Genomic DNA, 20,146 nt, shown 5'->3' with positions numbered 1-20,146 from the left:
TTACGAGCCATTAGCTCAGTTGGTAGAGCATCTGACTTTTAATCAGAGGGTCGAAGGTTCGAGTCCTTCATGGCTCATCATTTTTGCGGAAGTAGTTCAGTGGTAGAATACAACCTTGCCAAGGTTGGGGTCGCGGGTTCGAATCCCGTCTTCCGCTTAATTAATAAGGGGCCTTAGCTCAGCTGGGAGAGCGCCTGCCTTGCACGCAGGAGGTCAGCGGTTCGATCCCGCTAGGCTCCATCTAAATAAAAAAGCTTACATCATATGATGTAAGCTTTTTTTGTGTTTAAAAAGACAACTTTTATACTTGTCGTTTAAAATGAAGAAAACGTAAAAATAAGGGATGGGGAGATAATTGTGAAAGTTGTTATTGCATCTGATTCATATAAAGAAAGCCTAAAAGCTATAGAAGTATGTGGAGCTATTGAAAGAGGTTTTAGAGCAATTTTTCCTAATGCAGAGTATGTGAAAATACCAATTGGAGATGGAGGAGAAGGGACGGTTGAATCACTTGTTGATGCTACAGGGGGGAGAATTATATCAATTAGTGTGACAGGACCGCTTAGAGAAGGTATACAAGCTTTTTATGGCATTTCTAAAGATAAAAAGACAGCGTTTATTGAAATGGCAGCAGCATCAGGATTACAGCACGTTCCAGTTGAAAAGCGCAACCCACTTATTACAACGACAAAAGGAACAGGAGAACTTATATTACATGCACTAGATCAAGGAGTGGAGTACATAATTTTAGGACTTGGAGGAAGTGCTACAAATGATGGTGGGGCAGGTATGTTAGCAGCTTTAGGAGTAAGATTTATAAATGACAAGGGTGAAGTAATAGATCCATCTGGAGGCACATTACATTCGATTGTTGCTATTGATTTTTCACAAATGGACCCCCGCTTAAAGGGGGTAAAGATAGAAGCGGCATGTGATGTGGATAATCCATTAGTCGGAATGCAGGGAGCATCTTTCATATTTGGGAGACAAAAGGGTGCAAATGTAGAGATGATGAAAGAGCTAGATGAGAATTTACAACATTATGCGAATATGCTTAAACGATATGTATCTTTTGATGTATCTGAAATACCTGGTGCAGGGGCAGCGGGAGGAATGGGAGCGGCTGTTATTTCAGTGTTAAAGGGAGACTTGCGGAGGGGCATTGAAATTGTATTAGATTATACAAATTTCGATAAACATATAGAAGATGCAAATCTCATTATAACTGGTGAAGGTAGAATAGATAAACAAACTGCATATGGAAAGGCTCCTGTGGGTGTTGCGGGGCGTGCAAAACGTTTTTCTGTGCCTGTAATTGCTATTGGAGGGTCTGTATCATCTGATTATTCAGCTGTGTACGAGAAAGGAATAGATGCGGTATTTAGTATTACAACGAGACCGATGACACTAGAAGAAGCATATAAAGTAGCAGAAGAAAATATTGAAATGACAACAAAAAATATTGCAATAGTATGGAAAATAGCATCAGAAAAACACTTCTAAATGTAGGAGTGTTTTATTATTATTATTTAATAATAGTGATTGCGATTGTTTCATTAAGTTAACTTTATACATAGAATAGTCTTGAAATTTGGTTTTCAGTATGAATATAAGTGAATAAATTGTATATCCATACAGAAAAATGTCGAGTTGAGTCAGACTATATAAAAGATTTAAAATATTTAGTGAAGGCATAAAAGGGGGATACTATCTATGAAAAAAGAAATCTCAGTTATTGGAGTTCCAATGGATTTAGGACAGATGCGTCGTGGAGTTGATATGGGACCGAGCGCGATCCGTTATGCAGGGGTAATTGAAAGAATTGAAGAAATTGGATATGACGTTAAAGATATGGGAGATATATGTATAGAGAGAGAAAAAGAGATAGATGAAAATACAAAATTAAGAAACCTTACACAAGTTGCAACTGTATGTAATGAATTAGCAAGTAAGGTGGATCATATTATAGAAGAAGGTCGTTTTCCACTTGTATTAGGTGGTGACCATAGTATTGCTATCGGTACATTAGCTGGTGTAGCAAAACATTATAAAAACTTAGGCGTTATTTGGTATGATGCACACGGTGATTTAAATACAGAGGAAACTTCACCATCTGGAAATATTCATGGTATGTCACTTGCAGCAAGTTTAGGTTATGGACATTCTTCACTTGTAGATTTATACGGAGCATATCCAAAGGTGAAAAAAGAGAATGTCGTAATTATCGGTGCGCGTGCATTGGATGAAGGAGAAAAAGATTTCATTCGCAATGAAGGTATTAAAGTGTTCTCAATGCATGAAATTGATCGTATGGGGATGACGGCTGTTATGGAAGAAACAATCGCATATTTATCTCATACTGATGGTGTACACTTATCATTAGATTTAGACGGTCTTGATCCTCATGATGCACCAGGTGTTGGAACGCCTGTAATTGGCGGTCTATCTTATCGTGAAAGTCATTTGGCGATGGAAATGTTAGCAGAAGCTGATATTATCACATCTGCTGAATTTGTTGAGGTAAATACGATTTTAGATGAGAGAAATAGAACGGCAACAACAGCAGTTGCTTTAATGGGTTCTTTATTCGGTGAAAAACTAAAATAAATGTAAGAAAAGCAACTGAGAAGTTGCTTTTTTTATTTGAAAATAGGCGTATAATAATGATTTATATTATACTGTACAATAAAAATGTTTGACATCTTACCAATTTGAGCTAAAGGGGGTTGTTTGTAATTGTCGTTTGTTTCATGTATGGTATAATTAACTAGTTGTTGGAAATACATACAGATAGAGCATAAAACAATATTTCAATATATGGATAGAATTGCTCGTAAGTAGGAGGAAGGGATAGCATGCCTTTTGAAGATACGACCATTTTGAAATATCTTAGTACGGCATTAGATATTGCCATTGTATGGTTTATTATATATAAGCTAATTCTTATAATCCGAGGGACAAAAGCTGTTCAACTTTTAAAAGGGATTACAGTTATTATCGTCGTTAAGATGATCAGTATTTTCCTTGAATTGCGTACGCTATCTTGGCTAACTGAACAAGTATTAACGTGGGGATTTTTAGCCGTTATTATTATCTTTCAGCCAGAATTGCGAAGAGCACTTGAGCAGCTAGGGCGCGGAAGTTTATTTTCGCGTGTTGGAACGCATGAGGATGATGAACCTGAAATGGTTGCAACAGCGATAGCAAAAGCAACCGAATATATGGGGAAACGTAGAATTGGTGCATTAATTACTTTGTCAAAAGAGACCGGTATGGGTGATTATGTGGAAACGGGTATTCCGCTGAATGCAAACGTATCATCGGAATTACTTATTAATATTTTTATTCCAAATACACCTCTTCATGACGGAGCGGTAATTATGCAAGGAAGTACAATTAAAGCAGCAGCATGCTATCTTCCATTATCAGAAAGTCCGTTTATTTCTAAAGAATTAGGAACTAGACATCGTGCTGCAATGGGAGTTAGTGAAGTTACTGATAGTATTACAGTAGTTGTGTCTGAAGAAACTGGTCAAATTTCTTTAACGAAAAATGGTAAGTTGCATCGTGATTTGAAGACAGAACAGCTGAAGGATATGTTATTAGCTGAATTTAGTGGAAACGAAAAAACGACTTCTTCGTCTTTATGGAATTGGAGGAGAAAGCGTCATGGATAAGTTAATGGAGAATCATTGGTTTTTAAAAGGGATCTCATTACTATTGGCGTGTATGCTTTTTATGTCAGCGACGTTAACTGAAAAAAATACGACATCAGGTATATTACCTTTTGCAAATGATACGAAAGAAACATTAACTAATTATGCTATTAATCTTAAGTATGATGAGGAGAAATATATTGTAAGTGGTATTCCGGCAGAGGGCGTTAAAGTAAAATTAGAAGGCCCAAAAGCATCAGTTGCTACAGCAAAAGCAAAAAAACAATTTGACATACCAGTTGATTTGCGAGATAGTCCAAAAGGAACTTATGAGATTTCTTTAAAAACGAACGGGCTTCCAGATGATGTGAAAGGAACAGTTCAGCCATCAACAATTAAAGTTACTCTTCATGAAAAGGCGAGAAAATATGTTCATGTAGATCTGAAATTATCAAATGAGGATCAGATGCCAGCGGGGGCTACTCTAGAAAAATCAAGCCTTAAACCGGATACTGTTGAGGTAGTTGGGACGAAAGAAGAAATTGAAAGCATTTCATCTGCCAAAGCGTATGTTGATTTAAAAGGTGTTAATAAAACTGTTACAAAAACGCCCGAAGTTACATTATACAATAAAGAAGGAAAACGTTTAAATGTAAGAACAAGTCCATCTAAGATTAGTGTAACGTTGAATGTGGCAACGCAAAATACAGCCAATAATACTGAAAAAACTGTTCCTGTAACGTATACGAAGAAGGGGAGTTTAGCAGAAGGATTGGCGGTTACAAATATCAGTGTTGAACCGAGAGAAGTAACGATAGCTGGTCCAAAAGATATTTTGGATAATATACAATCGCTAGAGGGGGTCGAAGTAGATCTTAGTCAATTGACAGAGTCTACAACATTCGATGCCTCTGTTTTATTACCCAAGGGTGTAACAAGTGCCAAACCGAATCAAGTGAAGGTTTCGGTGGGAGTGCAAAAAACAAAACAAACGAAAACAAAAACGATTGATGGTATCCCAATCCAGAAAAATGGACTTTCTAAAGATGTTACTGCTCAGCTACTTTCGCCGCAAGATGGAAAGATAAGTGTTGATATTTCAGGAGAAGCAAGTATAGTAGATAAAATAACAGCTGCTCAAATAACAGCGGTAATTAATCTGCAAAATGTATCTCCAGGAACGAAAGATATTTCAATTCAAGTGAGTGGTCCTGGTAATATTTCAATAGAGCCAAAACAAAAAAGTGCTAAAGTTACTATTGTGAAGAAAGAAAAACCAGATAAAGAAGTACAGGGTAACGGTCAACAACCGGATTCAAACACCGATCAAGAAAATCAAAATGAGAAACCAAAAAATCCTGAACCTGATTCAGAAAAAGAACAGGAAAAGAATCAAAACCAAAATCAAAATAAAGATAAAGATAAAGAAACGAGTCAAGAACCAACAGTAGATAATCACAATCAAAAAGAGCAAGAAAAAGGAGCGAATCATAATGGGTAAATATTTTGGTACAGATGGAGTACGCGGAGTTGCAAATAAGGAGTTAACACCTGAATTAGCTTTCAAAATTGGACGTTTTGGTGGTTATGTATTAACAAAAGATACAGATCGTCCAAAAGTAATTATTGGTCGTGATACACGTGTATCTGGCCATATGTTAGAAGGAGCTTTAGTAGCAGGGCTATTATCAACTGGAGCAGAAGTAATGCGCCTTGGCGTTATTTCTACACCGGGCGTTGCTTATTTAACAAAAGCACTAGACGCACAAGCGGGTGTTATGATTTCTGCATCTCATAATCCAGTACAAGATAACGGTATTAAATTCTTTGGTTCAGACGGCTTTAAATTAACAGATGAGCAAGAAGCTGAGATTGAAGCTTTATTAGACAAAGAAGTTGATGAACTACCACGTCCGACAGGTACTAATCTTGGACAAGTGAGTGATTACTTTGAAGGTGGACAAAAATATTTACAGTACATTAAACAAACTGTTGAAGAAGATTTCTCTGGCCTACATATCGCTTTAGATTGTGCACATGGTGCAACTTCTTCTCTTGCTCCATACTTATTTGCAGACCTAGAAGCTGATATTTCAACGATGGGAACTTCTCCAAATGGTATGAATATTAATGAGGGTGTAGGATCTACACATCCAGAAGGCTTAGCTGAATTGGTAAAAGAAAAAGGTGCGGATATCGGACTTGCTTTTGATGGCGATGGCGACCGTTTAATTGCTGTAGACGAAAAAGGAAACATCGTTGACGGTGATCAAATTATGTTCATTTGTGCGAAGTACATGAAAGAAACTGGTCAATTAAAACATAATACAGTTGTTTCAACTGTTATGAGTAACTTAGGTTTCTACAAAGCACTTGAAGCAAATAATATTACAAGTGATAAAACAGCAGTTGGTGACCGCTACGTAATGGAAGAAATGAAGCGCGGAGGTTACAACCTAGGTGGAGAACAATCAGGCCATATTATCTTACTTGATTACATTACAACTGGTGATGGAATGTTAAGTGCACTTCAACTTGTAAACATCATGAAAATGACGAAAAAGCCATTATCTGAGCTTGCAGGGGAAATGACGAAATTCCCACAATTGCTAGTAAACGTTCGTGTAACAGATAAAAAATTAGCATTAGAAAATGAAAAAATTAAAGAAATTATTCGTGTTGTAGAGGAAGAAATGAACGGTGATGGCCGTATTCTTGTTCGCCCATCTGGAACAGAGCCACTTATTCGTGTAATGGCAGAAGCACCAACACAAGAAGTTTGTGATGCATATGTACATCGCATTGTAGAAGTTGTGAAAGCCGAAGTTGGCGCTGAATAATTAGCTGAATTTATATGAAAAAGGAGCACAAAAAGTGCTCCTTTTTCATATGTTTTATAGACGATGAAAAAAATTTCATTGACGGTTTATCCATGTTTGTTATAAGATGGTCTTGTTCTTTTTCTCAAAGGAAATATTGTAAATTATAAAAGCGCCAGAACTACAAATAGTGTAGTTGACGAGGTGGGGTTTATCGAGATTTCGGCGGATGACTCCCGGTTGTTCATCACAACCGCAAGCTTTTACTTAAATCATTAAGGTGACTTAGTGGACAAAGGTGAAAGTGTGATGAGAGAAGAGGAACGGATGAAAACTAGCTGTATAAGTATATACGGACTTAAACCCAATCGAGAGGAAGGTGAAAGCCGTTACAAGCTTACAGGGCTAGCAATATGTAATCCGTTTTTTAGTATAAATAAAAATGGTATCGGACTATGTCGTTACATGTTCGCAGAGCAGTGTAAGCATTTGTAACGGCGACTAAACATGTGTGGAATCGTAGGATTTATTGGAGAGCAAGATGCAAAGGAAATTTTATTAAAAGGTTTAGAAAAGCTAGAATATCGTGGATATGATTCAGCAGGTATTGCAGTACAAGCAGAGAACGGTGTTGTTGTATACAAAGAAAAAGGCCGTATCGCAAAACTTCGTGAAATCGTAGATGAGAACGTAGCAGCAAGCGTAGGTATCGGACACACACGCTGGGCTACACACGGTGTTCCAAGTAAAGTAAACGCGCATCCGCATCAAAGTACATCAAAACGCTTTACATTAGTTCATAACGGTGTAATTGAAAACTATGAATTAGTGAAAAAGGAATATTTACAAGATGTAACGTTCGTAAGTGAAACAGATACAGAGGTTATCGTGCAGCTTATGGAACAACAAGTGAGCACAGGATTAAGTGTAGAAGAAGCGTTCCGTAATACGCTATCTCTTTTACATGGCTCTTATGCAATCGGATTACTTGATGCTGAAAATCCAAACATGATTTATGTTGCTAAAAACAAAAGCCCGCTATTAGTAGGTGTTGGTGACAACTTTAATGTTGTGGCAAGCGACGCTATGGCGATGTTACAAGTTACAGATCAATTCATTGAGTTAATGGATAAAGAAATCGTAATCGTAACGAAAGAAAGTATTACAATTAAAAACTTACAAGGTGAAACGATTGAACGTGCACCATTTACAGCGGAATTAGACGCAAGTGATATTGAAAAGGGAACATATCCTCATTTCATGCTTAAAGAAATCGATGAGCAACCACTTGTAATCCGTAATATAATTCAAAAGTATCAAGATGAAAATGGCGAAATTGAATTAAATCAAGACATCCGCAATGCGATTTTAGATAGCGATCGCATTTACATCATTGCATGTGGAACGAGTTATCATGCAGGTCTTGTTGGAAAACAATTTATCGAGAAGTTTGCAAAAATGCCAGTTGAAGTACACGTGGCAAGTGAATTCTCTTACAACATGCCATTATTAACAGAAAGACCATTCTTCATTTACATTTCACAAAGTGGTGAAACAGCTGATAGCCGTGCAGTACTTGTACAAACAAATGAAATGGGGCATAAAGCATTAACAATTACAAACGTGCCTGGTTCTACGCTTTCTCGTGAAGCTGATTATACACTTCCGTTATACGCTGGACCAGAAATTGCAGTTGCATCAACGAAAGCTTACACAGCACAGCTTGCAGTACTTTCAATTTTAGCGGCTGATATTGCTAAAGCAAAAGGTGAAGTTCTTGATTTCGATTTAACACACGAACTAGGACTTGTAGCAAATGCAATGATAGAACTTTGTGATCAAAAAGAAGAAATGGACGCATTAGCAAAACAATTTTTAGCAACAACGCGTAACTGTTTCTTCATCGGCCGTAGCGTAGACTTCTACGTAGGATTAGAAGGTGCGTTAAAACTAAAAGAAATCTCTTACATCCAAGCAGAAGGATTCGCTGGAGGAGAGTTAAAACACGGTACAATCGCTTTAATTGAAAATGGTACACCAGTTATCGCACTTGCTACACAAGAGCACGTAAACCTTGGAATTCGTGGTAACGTGAAAGAAGTAGTAGCACGCGGGGCTAACCCATGTATCATCTCAATGAAAGGCTTAGAAATGGAAGGTGACAGCTTCGTATTACCAGCTGTACACGAAGCGCTAGCACCGCTAGTAGCAGTTATTCCATTACAACTTATCTCATACTACGCAGCACTTCACCGCGAGTGTGACGTTGATAAGCCACGTAACTTAGCTAAGTCTGTTACTGTTGAGTAGGAGATTGGTAGGTTAATAAATATAGTTATAGCTTTAAAATAAATTTACAAATTTGCACCCCTTTAGATATTTTATCTAAAGGGGTATTTTTGTGTCGAAAAAGAACATCTAAAATTGATAAGCGGAAAGAGCCCTATAGATTAAAGTTTTACTTTATCGGATTCACTTTTATTTATCTGAATTTTCCGTTACTATTTTAAGTATCCGTGAACAATTTCCTTTATTACGACAAGAAGAGACGGTAGATTCATGGACATTACAAGGGGGCTTATTATATGAAAGTGAAAGCAAAAACATATTTAAGTATAGAAGAGATTATTTCATTACCAACCGTATCAAGTACAAACATAAGTGATGATGGTAAAAACGTAGCATTTGTTAAGAAGACGGCTGATTGGAAAGACAATACATATAGGAATCATGTATGGATATATGAAAAAGATAAGAAGCAGAGTTACCCATTATCAAATGGTGATATAGATAGTACACACCCATTATGGTCTCCAGATGCTAGGTGTATCGCATATCTTAGTCCAGTTGGTGACGGGGAAAATCAGATATTTGTTAAGTCACTAGATGATTATAGAGAGGTTCAAATTACTGATGAGAAAGAAGGAGTCAGTACATTCAAATGGGGTCCTACTGGCAAGGGGCTTTATTATGTTACGCAGTCAAAAGAATGTGAAGAGATAAAGAAACGTAAGGAGCTATATGGAGATTTTCAACATATAGGTAAGGAACACCAGAATGATTGTTTATATTACATTGAAATAGAAAAGGTGATACAAAGTGATACAGATGAACACGAGAACAGAGTTGTTTATCAATTAACGGATGGTAAGGACTTTCATATCCATGAATTTGATATTTCAAATGATGGTAAAAAGGTTGTATTTATAACGACACCAAGCTCAAATATGGCAGATTATATAAATGGAGATCTATACATACTCCATATTAAAGCTGGAGAGCTACAAAAGCTGAATGTGGATAAGTTGTTGGGAGGGAGTGTTTGCTTTTCTCCTGACGGCAGTAAAATATGTTACACAGCAAGCATAAGAGAGAAGGATTACTATAAAAATCATATACAAGATAGTACATTAGAGATATATGATATGAATACGGGAGAAGTAATTCAACCTTTAACCGATTTTGATAGTACGATTATGCCATTACAGTGGACGGCTAAAGGGATTTTAATTAGGTGGCAGGATAAAACGAATTATCGTATTGGATTACTAGCTGAAGATGGCACTGTGGAAGCATTAAGCGACAAGATAGATGGCTTTATAATGGATGCCTCTATAACAAAGGATGGAAATCATATAACCTATAATAAGGCTATAACAAATGAAACCTTTGAAATCTATTTAGACGATAAAAAAATAACGGATGAAAATAGCTTTTTCAAAGGGAAACTTAAAAGTAACAGGGAAATCATCTCATGGAAAAGTAGTGATGGTCTTGAAATAGAAGGTGTTTTATCAACGCCAGTAGAGTTTGACACTAATAAAAAATATCCTTTATTAGTAGTAATTCACGGTGGTCCGGCTTGGGCATCTTTTCCGATATTTTCAGACTGTTTCAATGAGAAATATCCGATTGAACAGTTTGTTGAAAAAGGCTTTATCGTTTTAGAGCCAAATTACAGAGGAAGTTCAGGTTATGGTAATGAATTTTTAAAAGCTAACTATAGAAAACAGGGGATTGCTGACTACGACGATGTTATATCAGGAGTTGATAAACTAGTTGATCAAGGGATAGTAGATAAAGATAGAGTAGGAGTTATGGGATGGAGCAACGGTGGATATGTATCAGCTTTCTGTTCTACATTTAGTAGCAGGTTTAAAGCTATTTCAGTTGGCGGTGGAATCACTAACTGGAGTACCCATTATGTAAATACAGATATACCTTACTTTATTAGAATGTATTTAGGAAATACTCCATGGAATGATCCAGATATATATACGAAGACATCACCTATGACGTATATTAAATCAGCTTGTACGCCTACCTTAATTCAACATGGGGAAAAGGATGCAAGAATTCCAATTCCAATTACAAATGCATATGATCTATATCAAGGATTAATGGATATGGAAGTTGATACAGAATTAATTATATTTAAAGGAATGGCATATAGTTCTGACCAACCAGGAGTTCGTGTGGCTATTATGAAGCAGAACTTGATGTGGTTTTCACACTATATTCTTGGAGAGAGCATGGAGGGTTTTAGGACTTTATAATGGATTTTTGTACAAGGCATAAGGTTGAAATGCTCTTCATATTGAGATGATTTATTATAAAATATATACTGAAACTACTATCAGTACACACATCAGGGAGGTCTAATATGACAGGAAATAAAAATGACTTACTAGTAGAAAAAAGTGAAGAGCTATTGAAAGTATTACAAGCTCGTTTTGAGAAAAACATGAACCGCCATGAAGGTCTTGAATGGGCTAAAGTTGAAGCGAAGATAGAAGCTAATACTGAAAAATTATGGTCACTTAACGAAATGGAAGTAACTGGCGGTGAGCCGGATGTTGTCGGTTATGATGAAGAAAAGGACGAATATACTTTCTATGATTGTTCAAAGGAGAGTCCTAAAGGCCGCAGAAGTCTTTGTTATGATCTTGAAGCGTTAGAATCAAGAAAAAAGCATAAACCAGAAAATAACGCTATTGATGTGGCGGCCGCTATGGGTATTGAGTTATTAACGGAAGAACAATATCGAGAGTTACAACAACTTGGAGATTTTGATATGAAATCATCGAGTTGGGTACAAACACCTTCAGATATTAGAGAGCTTGGTGGTGCTCTATTTTGCGATTATCGCTTTGGACATGTTTTCGTGTACCACAATGGAGCAGACTCTTACTATGCTGCCAGAGGTTTTCGTGGTTCATTAAAAGTTTAAATTAGGATAAATAAGAAAAAGAGCCTATATTCAGGCTCTTTTTCTTATTTATATTTTAAAAGTAAATTGTTACTACGCAGTTTTACTTAATTTATATGTTCTGTGGTTGTTTTTACGGAAAAGTTTAGGGAAAACATAGCCATCTAATCCAATACGTCCAGCGTTCTGCCCTGCAACTAAAATGAACATAGTCAAAATAAGCAGGTTTGGGTTTACACTAACAGTTCCGCTTAATAAAAATGAAAGATTCATTATGATTCCGAAAAATGCAGCTGTTTTTGTTAATCCGCCTAAAATCAAACCTAGACCTACTAAAATTTCTCCCCATTGAACTAAAAAGCTAAATAGGTCTGCGTTTGGAAGGACAAAATGTTGAAGAAAATCTGCCCACCAACTTTGTACTGCAGGATGGTCACCTGATGCTTGAGCAATAGCACCCTTTAGAAAACCGCTTGCGTCAAAAGATTGTCCGAAGACTTTGCCTATCCCAGCAGCGAGCCATGTATATCCTATGTAAAGCCGTAAAAGTAATAATATGAAAGTAGCACGTTTATCAGTTCTTAAAAAATTGATAACCATTGAAATCCCTCCAATATTGTATTTACACGTTTATTATATATCCAATGTGAAAAGATTCACAATAGAGAGAATGTGAACAAGGATAGGTTGTGAATAATTGTTTTATTTTTTGTAACATTTTATCTGCTGTGATAAACTAAGAATAGAGATATATGTAAAGGAGACAAAGACTCAATATGTGGATGAACTTGTAATGATTAGAAACTAGATAGATAAATTTTGCTCTCATAAGCGAGGGTTTATTTAGTTATCTGTAAATCATTCAAGGAATGCATATTTGGCTTGTACATCCCTTTTATAAGGATAGGTGCCTATTTTATGTATCTGTCTTTTTTGTGGGAAAGTTTATATCTCTTATATAAAATATGCGTCCTTTAAACTTGGAGGAGTATATGATGAACCAATTAAAAAATAAAGTAGCAGTTATTACAGGGGTAAGTCGTCTAGATGGTATAGGGGCAGCGATTTGTAAAGAATTAGCAGAATCAGGATACGATATATTTTTTACGTATTGGACAGCTTACGATAAAGAGATGCCTTGGGGCGTTGATAAAAATGAACAAATACAATTAAAAGAAGAGTTACTAAAAAACGGTGTTAAAGTATCAAGTATGGAGTTAGATTTAACTCAGAATGATGCACCAAAAGAGCTTATAAATAAAGTTACTGAACAATTAGGGTACCCTCATATATTAATTAATAATGCAGCATATTCTACGAATAATGATTTCTCTACGTTGACTGCTGAAGAATTAGATAAGCATTATATGGTAAATGTTCGTGCGACTACATTGCTCAGTAGTCAATTTTCCCGGGGATTTGATAAGAAATCTGGTGGTAGAATTGTTAATATTACTTCGGGGCAATTTCAAGGTCCTATGGCAGGAGAACTAGCTTATGCGACAACGAAGGGAGCTATTGATGCTCTTACTAGTACGTTGTCAGCAGAGGTAGCTCATTTAGGAATAACAGTGAATGCAATTAATCCAGGACCAACCGATACAGGATGGATGACTGAAGAGATAAAACAAGGGTTAAAGCCGATGTTTCCTTTTGGCAGAATTGGTGAGCCAAGGGATGCAGCTAGATTCATTAAATTTTTAGTAAGTGAAGAGGCCGAGTGGATTACTGGGCAAGTTATTCATTCAGAAGGTGGATTTAAAAGATAAAAAAGAAGGCATCTCACCAGGGTGAGATGCCTTCTTTTTTAATCTTTCTTCAATCTTCGTGCAACACCATTCCCTAAAGACTGTAATCCTTGAACGAGGATAATTAAAATAAAGACGGTTGCATACATTACTTCAGGCTCGTAGCGTAAATGTCCGAAGCGGTATGCTAAATCCCCTAGCCCGCCAGCACCTACAAGGCCAGCCATTGCTGTTGCGCCGATTAAGCCGATCGTTGCGATTGTTAATCCGAGTACAAGGGAGGGACGAGCTTCTTTCACCATGACGTGCCAAATGATTTTTATAGTAGAGACTCCCATCGCTTGGTAGGCTTCAATGACACCGCGATCGACTTCTAGTAAAGCTGTCTCCATTAAACGTGCGATATAAGGGGCTGTGAAGACGACAAGCGGTACGATAACACCTTGCACACCAATGGACGTTCCCATTAGAAACTTTGTAAAAGGTAAAATAAAGAATAATAGAATGATAAATGGAAGAGAGCGAATGATATTAATAATTGTATTAAGAATAGGATAGATGATTTTATTTTCACGCTGCCCACCAGGTCTCGTTAAAACAAGTGTGACGCCAAGTGGTAATGCAATAAGGATCGAGATGAGTAATGAGATAGATGTCATTTGAAAGGTTTGGATTGTGGCCTCCCATATGACTTTACCCCATTCATCCAAAAAGGACTTGTTTCCCATAATCTGTTCTACCTCCTTCTACGATGATTCCTTGCTCTTGTAAAAATGATAAAGCACGGTGGATTTCATTTTGTTCCCCTTGCATATGAACGACTAGTTTCCCATATGCTTCATGTTTTAACTGCATAATATTACCGGATAAAATATTCGGATACACTTGGAAACGTTTTGTGGCAACGGCTAAGGCGGGTTCCCCTGAAGTAGTGCCAATAAATGAAAGTGTTACAATTTCTCCAGTACTTTGTAGTTCTTTCTGTACCTCTTTTGGAATTTTCGCTGCAAATGCGCTATTTACAAATTTCTTCGTGGTTACATGTTGTGGGTTTGTGAAAATATCTTTTACAGTCCCACTTTCGACTACAGATCCGTGTTCCATAACAGCAACGCGGTCACATATACGCTGGATGACATTCATTTCATGTGTAATGAGTAAAATCGTAATTCCGATTTCTTCGTTAATCTTTAATAACAAATCAAGGATAGAATCGGTTGTTTCGGGATCTAATGCGCTCGTTGCTTCATCACTTAATAACACTTCAGGTTCATGTGATAGCGCACGAGCAATTGCAACACGCTGTTTTTGACCACCAGAAAGTTCGCTTGGATACGCATCTTTTCTATTAAAAAGATCGACAATGCGTAAATACTTTTCTACTCTTTTTTCAATTTCTGCTTTTGGAATGCCAGCAAGCCGTAACGGTAATGCGATATTTTCATAAACGGTAACAGTTTTAAGTAAATTGAATCCTTGGAAGATCATTCCGATTTTTTGTCTCGATTTTGCTAGTTCTTTTGTCGATAACGTTGTTAAGTCTTGTTCGTTTACAATGATATTTCCTGTCGTTGGTTTTTCTAATAAATTTACACATCGAATCAATGTACTTTTACCAGCGCCACTATACCCAATGATTCCAAATACCTCGCCTTTTTCTACTTTAAGGGAAGTAGACTTAAGAGCCTCAACATTCCCTTTTTTTGTTGTAAATACTTTGGATATGTTTTTTAATTCAATCATTATCGTCAGCTCCTACCAAGATGGTAAAACTGAACCATCAAATTTTTTCTCGATAAACTCTTTTACTTCTTTAGATTGATAAGCTTTCTTTAATTTGTTTACAACGGCATCATCTTTATTTTCAGTACGAACAACGACCCAGTTCACATATGGTGAATCTTTTCCTTCGCGGAAGATAGAATCTTTCGCTGGACTTAATTTTGCACCTAATGCAAAGTTTGTGTTAATTGCAGCTGCTTTCACTTCACTTAGTTGTGTTGGTAATTGAGATGCCTCTAATTCGACAATCTTTAATTTTTTTGGATTTTCAATTACATCTTTTGCAGTCGCTTTTTCTGTAGCCTTTGGATCAACTTTTAAAACCCCTGCTTTTTCAAATAATTTTAAAGCTCGAAGTTCATTCGTTGGGTCATTTGGTACAGCAATTGCGTCGCCCTCTTTTAAGTCTTTTACATCTTTTATATCTTTAGAATATACGCCCATAGGGAATGTTACTGTTGAAAATACTTCAGCTAATTTCATATTGCGTTCAGCTTTAAATACATCTAAATACGATTTCGTTTGGTAGCTATTTACATCAAGGCTTTTTTCATCTAAAGATACGTTTGGCGCGACATAATCATTAAATACTTTTATATCAATTTCGAGACCATCTTTTGCTGCAACTTCTTTTACCTTTTCAAAAATTTGTTCATGTGGTCCACCTGTTACACCGACAGTAATCTTTTTCTCGTCTAATGCTTTTACCTCTTTATCTGAACTCACGCTACATGCGCCTAATAATAATACTGCTCCGCTTACAATGCTTAATAATACCTTTTTCATCTATAAATCCCCCTTCATATACGTTCCAAAATAAAAAGCACCTCCCAAAAATAAGAGAGGTGCCGAATAGACGAAATAGATTCCTCTCTTATCTTCCAAAACGAAAACTCGTTTTGCAGGAATTAGCACCTTAGCTTATACGTCATAAGCTCGGTTGCCGGGCATCATCGGGCCAGTCCCTCCGCCACTCTTGATAAGAGTATGTGTATGTAGTTTTGAATATGGTACTAATAGTAAATCGTACAAAAAGAATTGTCAATGATATTTTCGGAATATATTTTATTTTAAGATAATCGAAACATTCCCCTTTTTATGCCCTTTTTCTACATATATATGAGCTTCAGCAATTTCTTCTAATCGGTAAGTTCTATCAATAACAGGTTTTAGCTTTTCTGTTTCAGCTAGTTGTTTTAGTAGGTTCATATCTTCTTTACTGACCTTTGCCATCATTCCGTTCACAGATACATATTTTCCATTAGGCATTAATGCATCTGTACATAGAGACTTTTTATATTTTCCAACTGCATCAAATATAATATCGTAGTGCTCGCCCTGCTTAGTAAAATCTTCTTTCATATAATCAATTACGTTGTCTGCCCCTAAAGCTGTTACTAATTCGAAATTCGAACTACTACAAATGGCTGTGACAGTCGCCCCGAAGTATTTAGCAAGTTGTATGGCAGCTGTCCCTACTGACCCAGAGGCGCCGTATATAAGTACTCTTTGCCCTTTTTTTATCTGTCCTTTTTTAAGGAAGTGCAATGCTGAAGTTCCGCCAAAAGGAATAACAGCAGCTTCTTCATATGTCACATTGGTAGGTTTTAATGCTATTAATCCACTTTCATGCACGCATGTGTATTCCGCATAACCACCAAGGTTTAGTTCTGTTAATGCAAAAACTTGATCTCCTTTTTTAAATTGTGTTACATCTGTTCCAATGTCTTCGATTTCACCGGATAACTCTACGCCAAGTATAGGTTTTCTCGGTTTTCTGAAACCTAATATGATCCGCATAGGAATCCAAAATAAGAGGGGGCTATTAAAGCCACGTATTCTACAATCTCCAGTCGATACACTTGTTGCGTGAATTTTAACTAATACTTCATTTTTTTTAGGTGTAGGCTTTTCTATATTTTGAAGCTGGAGAACATTAGGTGGTCCGTACTTTGTACAAATAATCGCTTTCATAATGACCTCCTGAAATGAGTTGTTATTATTTACATCATATTTAAACTTTTTCTCAAACATGTTGTTATATAGGAAATAAATTTAAAGATAAATATTACGAATTATATAGATTTAATAGGAAAAGAGATGATATTATTTTGGGGAAGGAGGGGACGTTATGAAAAAACTTATTTTAATTTCAAGTTTAGTACTTGCAGTCGGTCTAGGAGTAGGGTGTAGTAATGAGAAAACAAAAAAGACTGATGAACCGAAAAAAGAAGCTGTGCAGAAAGAAAAGGAATTAATAGCGAAGGATGTTTTCAATAAAGCGAATGAAGCTTTTAAAAACGAAGAAAATGTAACGATGACATATGATGTGGGAATAAAGGCTGAAGGAACAGAGATGAATGTAATAAAGGCTAAAATGCAACTAGAGCCGAAGAAAAAAAATTCTCGTTCTGAAATGAATGTTTCTGGTACAGAGGTTGTTGTTTATGATGTGGGTGGCAAAATTGCTGGTCAGTTGAAAAATCCTAATACAGGTGAAGTTATGTCTGTACCAGAGGAACAATTAAATGCTAACGGAATGAACGCGACTCAAGGAATGGTAGATAATTTAGAGATTCCATCGGAAATTTTAAATAAAGTGAAGATGGAGAAAAGTGGAGATAATTATAAGCTGAAGTTTGCATTAAAAGGGCAAGAGACAGAGAGTATGCTAGCTAGTATGGATGAAAAGCAGAAAAAAATGCTACAAGGCCAAAATGCAAAGATAGAAGAAATAGATGGGGAATATATTATTACAAAAGATTTTAAATATGAATCAGCAAAGATAGATATGGTTATGAGTAGCAATGGTGAGGATAAAGCGCACATTATTACGGATGCAAAGTTTACATCGTATGATAAATTTGATCCAATACAATTGCCAGCAGCAAAGTAATCACTGTCAAGAGAGGTACCTGAAAGAAAGGGTATCTCTTTTTGTTGCTAATAAGGAGAGTGTCCTTTGAAAAAAAGAAAGATAGCAGTGGTCATTGTCGCATATACGGTTTTGCTTGCAACGTCTGTACATACGTATAAAAAACAAATTGATCATCCTATTATGAGTGATGTAGGTAAATTGCTTCCGACAAAAATAAAACGTGTTGAAAGTGCTACGGAAGAGCACTCGTTAATAAAATTAGTGCGAGATGCAAAAGTTTCAGGAGAGAAAATTTCCATCGCAGGCATGCAACATAGCCAAGGAGGACAGACATATTATCCGAATGGCACGATGCTCGATATGAAAGGATATAATAAAATATTAGAATTTGATCCAGAGAAGAAGCGGATTACAGTTCAAAGTGGTGTCACCTGGAATGATATTCAGAAGAAAATAAATCCTTATGGCCTTGCGGTACAGGTCATGCAGTCTCAAAATATTTTTACTGTTGGCGGTTCATTAAGTGTAAATGTACACGGGCGTGATATTCGTCATGAGGCACTGATTGATACAGTAGATTCATTTAGATTGTTAATGGCAGATGGCACGGTACGTAATGTAAGTAGAGAAGAAAATGCAGAGTTATTTCCATATGTCATTGGGGGTTACGGTTTATTTGGAGTTATTTTAGATGTGACGCTGAAGTTAACAGATGATGAATTATATGAAATGCACACGAGAATGATAGATTATAAAGAATACGCATCTTATTTCAAAGAGAAAGTGAAAAGAGATGAGAATGTTCGTATGCACTTAGCGCGTATTTCTGTTGCTCCAAATTCATTTTTAAAAGAGATGTATGTGACAGATTATACTTTGGCACAAAATCAAAATATGAGAGAAGAGTACAGTGAATTAAAGGAAGAAAATATTATAGCTGCACCGAAATTTTTACTTGGGTTATCACGTTATAGTGATTGGGGAAAGAATACATTTTGGGATATACAAAGAGGTTATTTTGAACGTACAGATGGAAAGTATGAGACGCGTAATAATGTTATGAGATCAGATAGTGCTTTTATGGAATATGAAAATCCAAATAGGACCGAAGTGTTACAAGAATACTTTGTACCTATAGATGCTTTCACAGAGTATATAGATGATTTACGTAACGTATTAAATGAAGATGAGTTTAATTTACTCAACATTACGATTCGTTACGTGGAAAAGAATGAAAATGCAGTTTTGTCCTATGCGAAAGATGATATGTTTGCGCTGGTTCTTTTGATTAACCAGGGACGCTCAGAGAGTGAGATAAAGAAAACAGAGGATGTCATTCGAAAGATGATTGATGTTACTTTAAAGCATAATGGTAGTTACTATTTGCCGTATTATTCTTATCCAACGAAAGAGCAGTTAAAGAGGGCATATCCTCGCATTGAAGAATTTCTCAAGAAAAAGAAGGAAATAGATTCAGAAGAGAGATTTGTGAATTTATTTTATAGGGAGTATACGAAATGACATATAGAAGATTTGTGGCTTCGCAAAGTATCATCATGATGGCAGGAAGTATGGTATTTCCTTTTTATATATTATTGCTTCGAAACGTTGGAAATAGCTTCTCGCAATTTGGCTGGGCGTATGGCTTATTTGCTTTAACATCAGCACTTGTATATCCACTAGTGGGAAAGGTATCTGATCAAGTAGGGGATAAAAAATTATTAATCATATACGCTTGGTCCATGGCAATCTTAATGCTTTGCTTTCCAATTGCCACGGAAGTTTGGCATGTGTATATTCTTCAAATTGTAATGGGCGTTTTAGGTGCTGTGCAGCGTAATACTGAGAAGACTTCGTTAGCACGAAAGGTTGCGCAGGAAAAGGCTGGTTATGAGATTGGAAAATACCATGTGTGGACATCCATTGGCGGAGCAGTAGCGGTTATTGCCACGGGATATTTAGTAGATTTCTTTACGATTGGTACAATTTTTTATATTGCATCTATTCTATATGTAGTGAGCGGGATTGTATTAAGTAGTAAAAAAATATAACTA

General features: G+C 36.4%; 18 protein-coding genes, 3 tRNA genes and 1 riboswitch. Of the genes, 16 read left to right on the top strand and 5 right to left on the bottom strand.

Annotated features, from left to right (window positions below; all coding sequences use genetic code 11):
- Positions 1-4: 4 nt before the first annotated feature.
- The 12 genes from ES895_RS24670 (at position 5) to ES895_RS24615 (ending at position 11,705) form a co-directional block, all read left to right on the top strand.
- A tRNA-Lys gene (locus tag ES895_RS24670) sits at positions 5-77 on the top strand.
- A gap of 8 nt (positions 78-85) precedes the next feature.
- Positions 86-157: transfer RNA gene (locus tag ES895_RS24665), tRNA-Gly, on the top strand.
- Positions 158-167: 10 nt separating this feature from the next.
- A tRNA-Ala gene (locus tag ES895_RS24660) sits at positions 168-240 on the top strand.
- A 117-nt stretch (positions 241-357) separates the two neighbouring features.
- Complete coding sequence (locus ES895_RS24655) at positions 358-1,503, top strand: glycerate kinase (RefSeq protein WP_000869581.1); 1,146 nt, start codon at positions 358-360, stop codon at positions 1,501-1,503.
- Between the two features lie 210 nt (positions 1,504-1,713).
- Positions 1,714-2,607, top strand: coding sequence for an arginase (gene rocF / locus ES895_RS24650; protein ID WP_000711563.1), 894 nt, complete (start codon positions 1,714-1,716; stop codon positions 2,605-2,607).
- Between the two features lie 248 nt (positions 2,608-2,855).
- A complete protein-coding gene (gene cdaA, locus ES895_RS24645) occupies positions 2,856-3,677 on the top strand; it encodes a diadenylate cyclase CdaA (RefSeq protein ID WP_001115697.1) in 822 nt (273 codons plus the stop codon).
- A complete protein-coding gene (locus ES895_RS24640; RefSeq protein WP_016111280.1) occupies positions 3,670-5,157 on the top strand; it encodes a CdaR family protein in 1,488 nt (495 codons plus the stop codon). The genes cdaA and ES895_RS24640 overlap by 8 nt, the downstream gene beginning before the upstream one ends.
- Positions 5,150-6,496, top strand: coding sequence for a phosphoglucosamine mutase (gene glmM / locus ES895_RS24635; RefSeq protein ID WP_000521476.1), 1,347 nt, complete (start codon positions 5,150-5,152; stop codon positions 6,494-6,496). Before ES895_RS24640 ends, glmM begins: the two co-directional genes overlap by 8 nt.
- A 288-nt stretch (positions 6,497-6,784) precedes the next feature.
- Positions 6,785-6,970: a hypothetical protein gene (locus ES895_RS24630; RefSeq protein WP_001206405.1), complete on the top strand. Its 186-nt coding sequence runs from the start codon at positions 6,785-6,787 to the stop codon at positions 6,968-6,970.
- Positions 6,971-6,982: 12 nt separating this feature from the next.
- Complete coding sequence (gene glmS, locus ES895_RS24625; RefSeq protein ID WP_000334163.1) at positions 6,983-8,785, top strand: glutamine--fructose-6-phosphate transaminase (isomerizing); 1,803 nt, start codon at positions 6,983-6,985, stop codon at positions 8,783-8,785.
- 275 nt (positions 8,786-9,060) lie between these two features.
- The gene (locus ES895_RS24620) at positions 9,061-11,031 is read left to right on the top strand and encodes a S9 family peptidase (RefSeq protein ID WP_135238718.1); all 1,971 of its coding nucleotides are present in this window, start codon (positions 9,061-9,063) and stop codon (positions 11,029-11,031) included.
- A gap of 107 nt (positions 11,032-11,138) precedes the next feature.
- The gene (locus tag ES895_RS24615; RefSeq protein WP_098207612.1) at positions 11,139-11,705 is read left to right on the top strand and encodes a DUF4256 domain-containing protein; all 567 of its coding nucleotides are present in this window, start codon (positions 11,139-11,141) and stop codon (positions 11,703-11,705) included.
- 72 nt (positions 11,706-11,777) lie between these two features.
- Here the strand turns inward: ES895_RS24615 and ES895_RS24610 are convergent, their stop codons facing one another.
- A complete protein-coding gene (locus tag ES895_RS24610) occupies positions 11,778-12,284 on the bottom strand; it encodes a DoxX family membrane protein (RefSeq protein ID WP_000236368.1) in 507 nt (168 codons plus the stop codon).
- Between the two features lie 392 nt (positions 12,285-12,676).
- Here ES895_RS24610 and ES895_RS24605 point away from each other — a divergent pair, with 392 nt between their 5' ends.
- The gene (locus tag ES895_RS24605; protein WP_135238717.1) at positions 12,677-13,453 is read left to right on the top strand and encodes an SDR family oxidoreductase; all 777 of its coding nucleotides are present in this window, start codon (positions 12,677-12,679) and stop codon (positions 13,451-13,453) included.
- Positions 13,454-13,491: 38 nt separating this feature from the next.
- Here ES895_RS24605 and ES895_RS24600 read toward each other — a convergent pair whose 3' ends face one another.
- From ES895_RS24600 to ES895_RS24585, 4 genes are all read right to left on the bottom strand, one after another.
- On the bottom strand, positions 13,492-14,160 hold the full coding sequence (locus tag ES895_RS24600) for a methionine ABC transporter permease (RefSeq protein ID WP_000527151.1): 669 nt from the start codon (positions 14,158-14,160) through the stop codon (positions 13,492-13,494).
- Positions 14,135-15,175: a methionine ABC transporter ATP-binding protein gene (locus tag ES895_RS24595; protein ID WP_098365509.1), complete on the bottom strand. Its 1,041-nt coding sequence runs from the start codon at positions 15,173-15,175 to the stop codon at positions 14,135-14,137. The genes ES895_RS24600 and ES895_RS24595 overlap by 26 nt, the downstream gene beginning before the upstream one ends.
- Before the next feature lie 12 nt (positions 15,176-15,187).
- Complete coding sequence (locus ES895_RS24590; protein WP_000756992.1) at positions 15,188-16,000, bottom strand: MetQ/NlpA family ABC transporter substrate-binding protein; 813 nt, start codon at positions 15,998-16,000, stop codon at positions 15,188-15,190.
- An 85-nt stretch (positions 16,001-16,085) separates the two neighbouring features.
- A riboswitch (SAM riboswitch) is annotated at positions 16,086-16,200 on the bottom strand.
- Between the two features lie 79 nt (positions 16,201-16,279).
- Positions 16,280-17,188, bottom strand: a complete 909-nt coding sequence (locus ES895_RS24585; RefSeq protein WP_135238716.1) for an NAD(P)-dependent alcohol dehydrogenase — start codon at positions 17,186-17,188, stop codon at positions 16,280-16,282.
- A gap of 157 nt (positions 17,189-17,345) precedes the next feature.
- Here ES895_RS24585 and ES895_RS24580 point away from each other — a divergent pair, with 157 nt between their 5' ends.
- The 3 genes from ES895_RS24580 (at position 17,346) to ES895_RS24570 (ending at position 20,143) form a co-directional block, all read left to right on the top strand.
- Positions 17,346-18,110, top strand: a complete 765-nt coding sequence (locus ES895_RS24580; RefSeq protein ID WP_135238715.1) for a hypothetical protein — start codon at positions 17,346-17,348, stop codon at positions 18,108-18,110.
- 66 nt (positions 18,111-18,176) lie between these two features.
- The gene (locus tag ES895_RS24575) at positions 18,177-19,613 is read left to right on the top strand and encodes an FAD-binding oxidoreductase (RefSeq protein WP_000746286.1); all 1,437 of its coding nucleotides are present in this window, start codon (positions 18,177-18,179) and stop codon (positions 19,611-19,613) included.
- Positions 19,610-20,143, top strand: coding sequence for an MFS transporter (locus tag ES895_RS24570; protein WP_000222367.1), 534 nt, complete (start codon positions 19,610-19,612; stop codon positions 20,141-20,143). The genes ES895_RS24575 and ES895_RS24570 overlap by 4 nt, the downstream gene beginning before the upstream one ends.
- Positions 20,144-20,146 lie beyond the last annotated feature (3 nt).

The organism is Bacillus sp. 007/AIA-02/001, from assembly GCF_004634455.1.
In the GTDB taxonomy this organism is placed as follows: domain Bacteria; phylum Bacillota; class Bacilli; order Bacillales; family Bacillaceae_G; genus Bacillus_A; species Bacillus_A cereus.
This window is presented reverse-complemented; position numbering and strand designations above follow the sequence as displayed.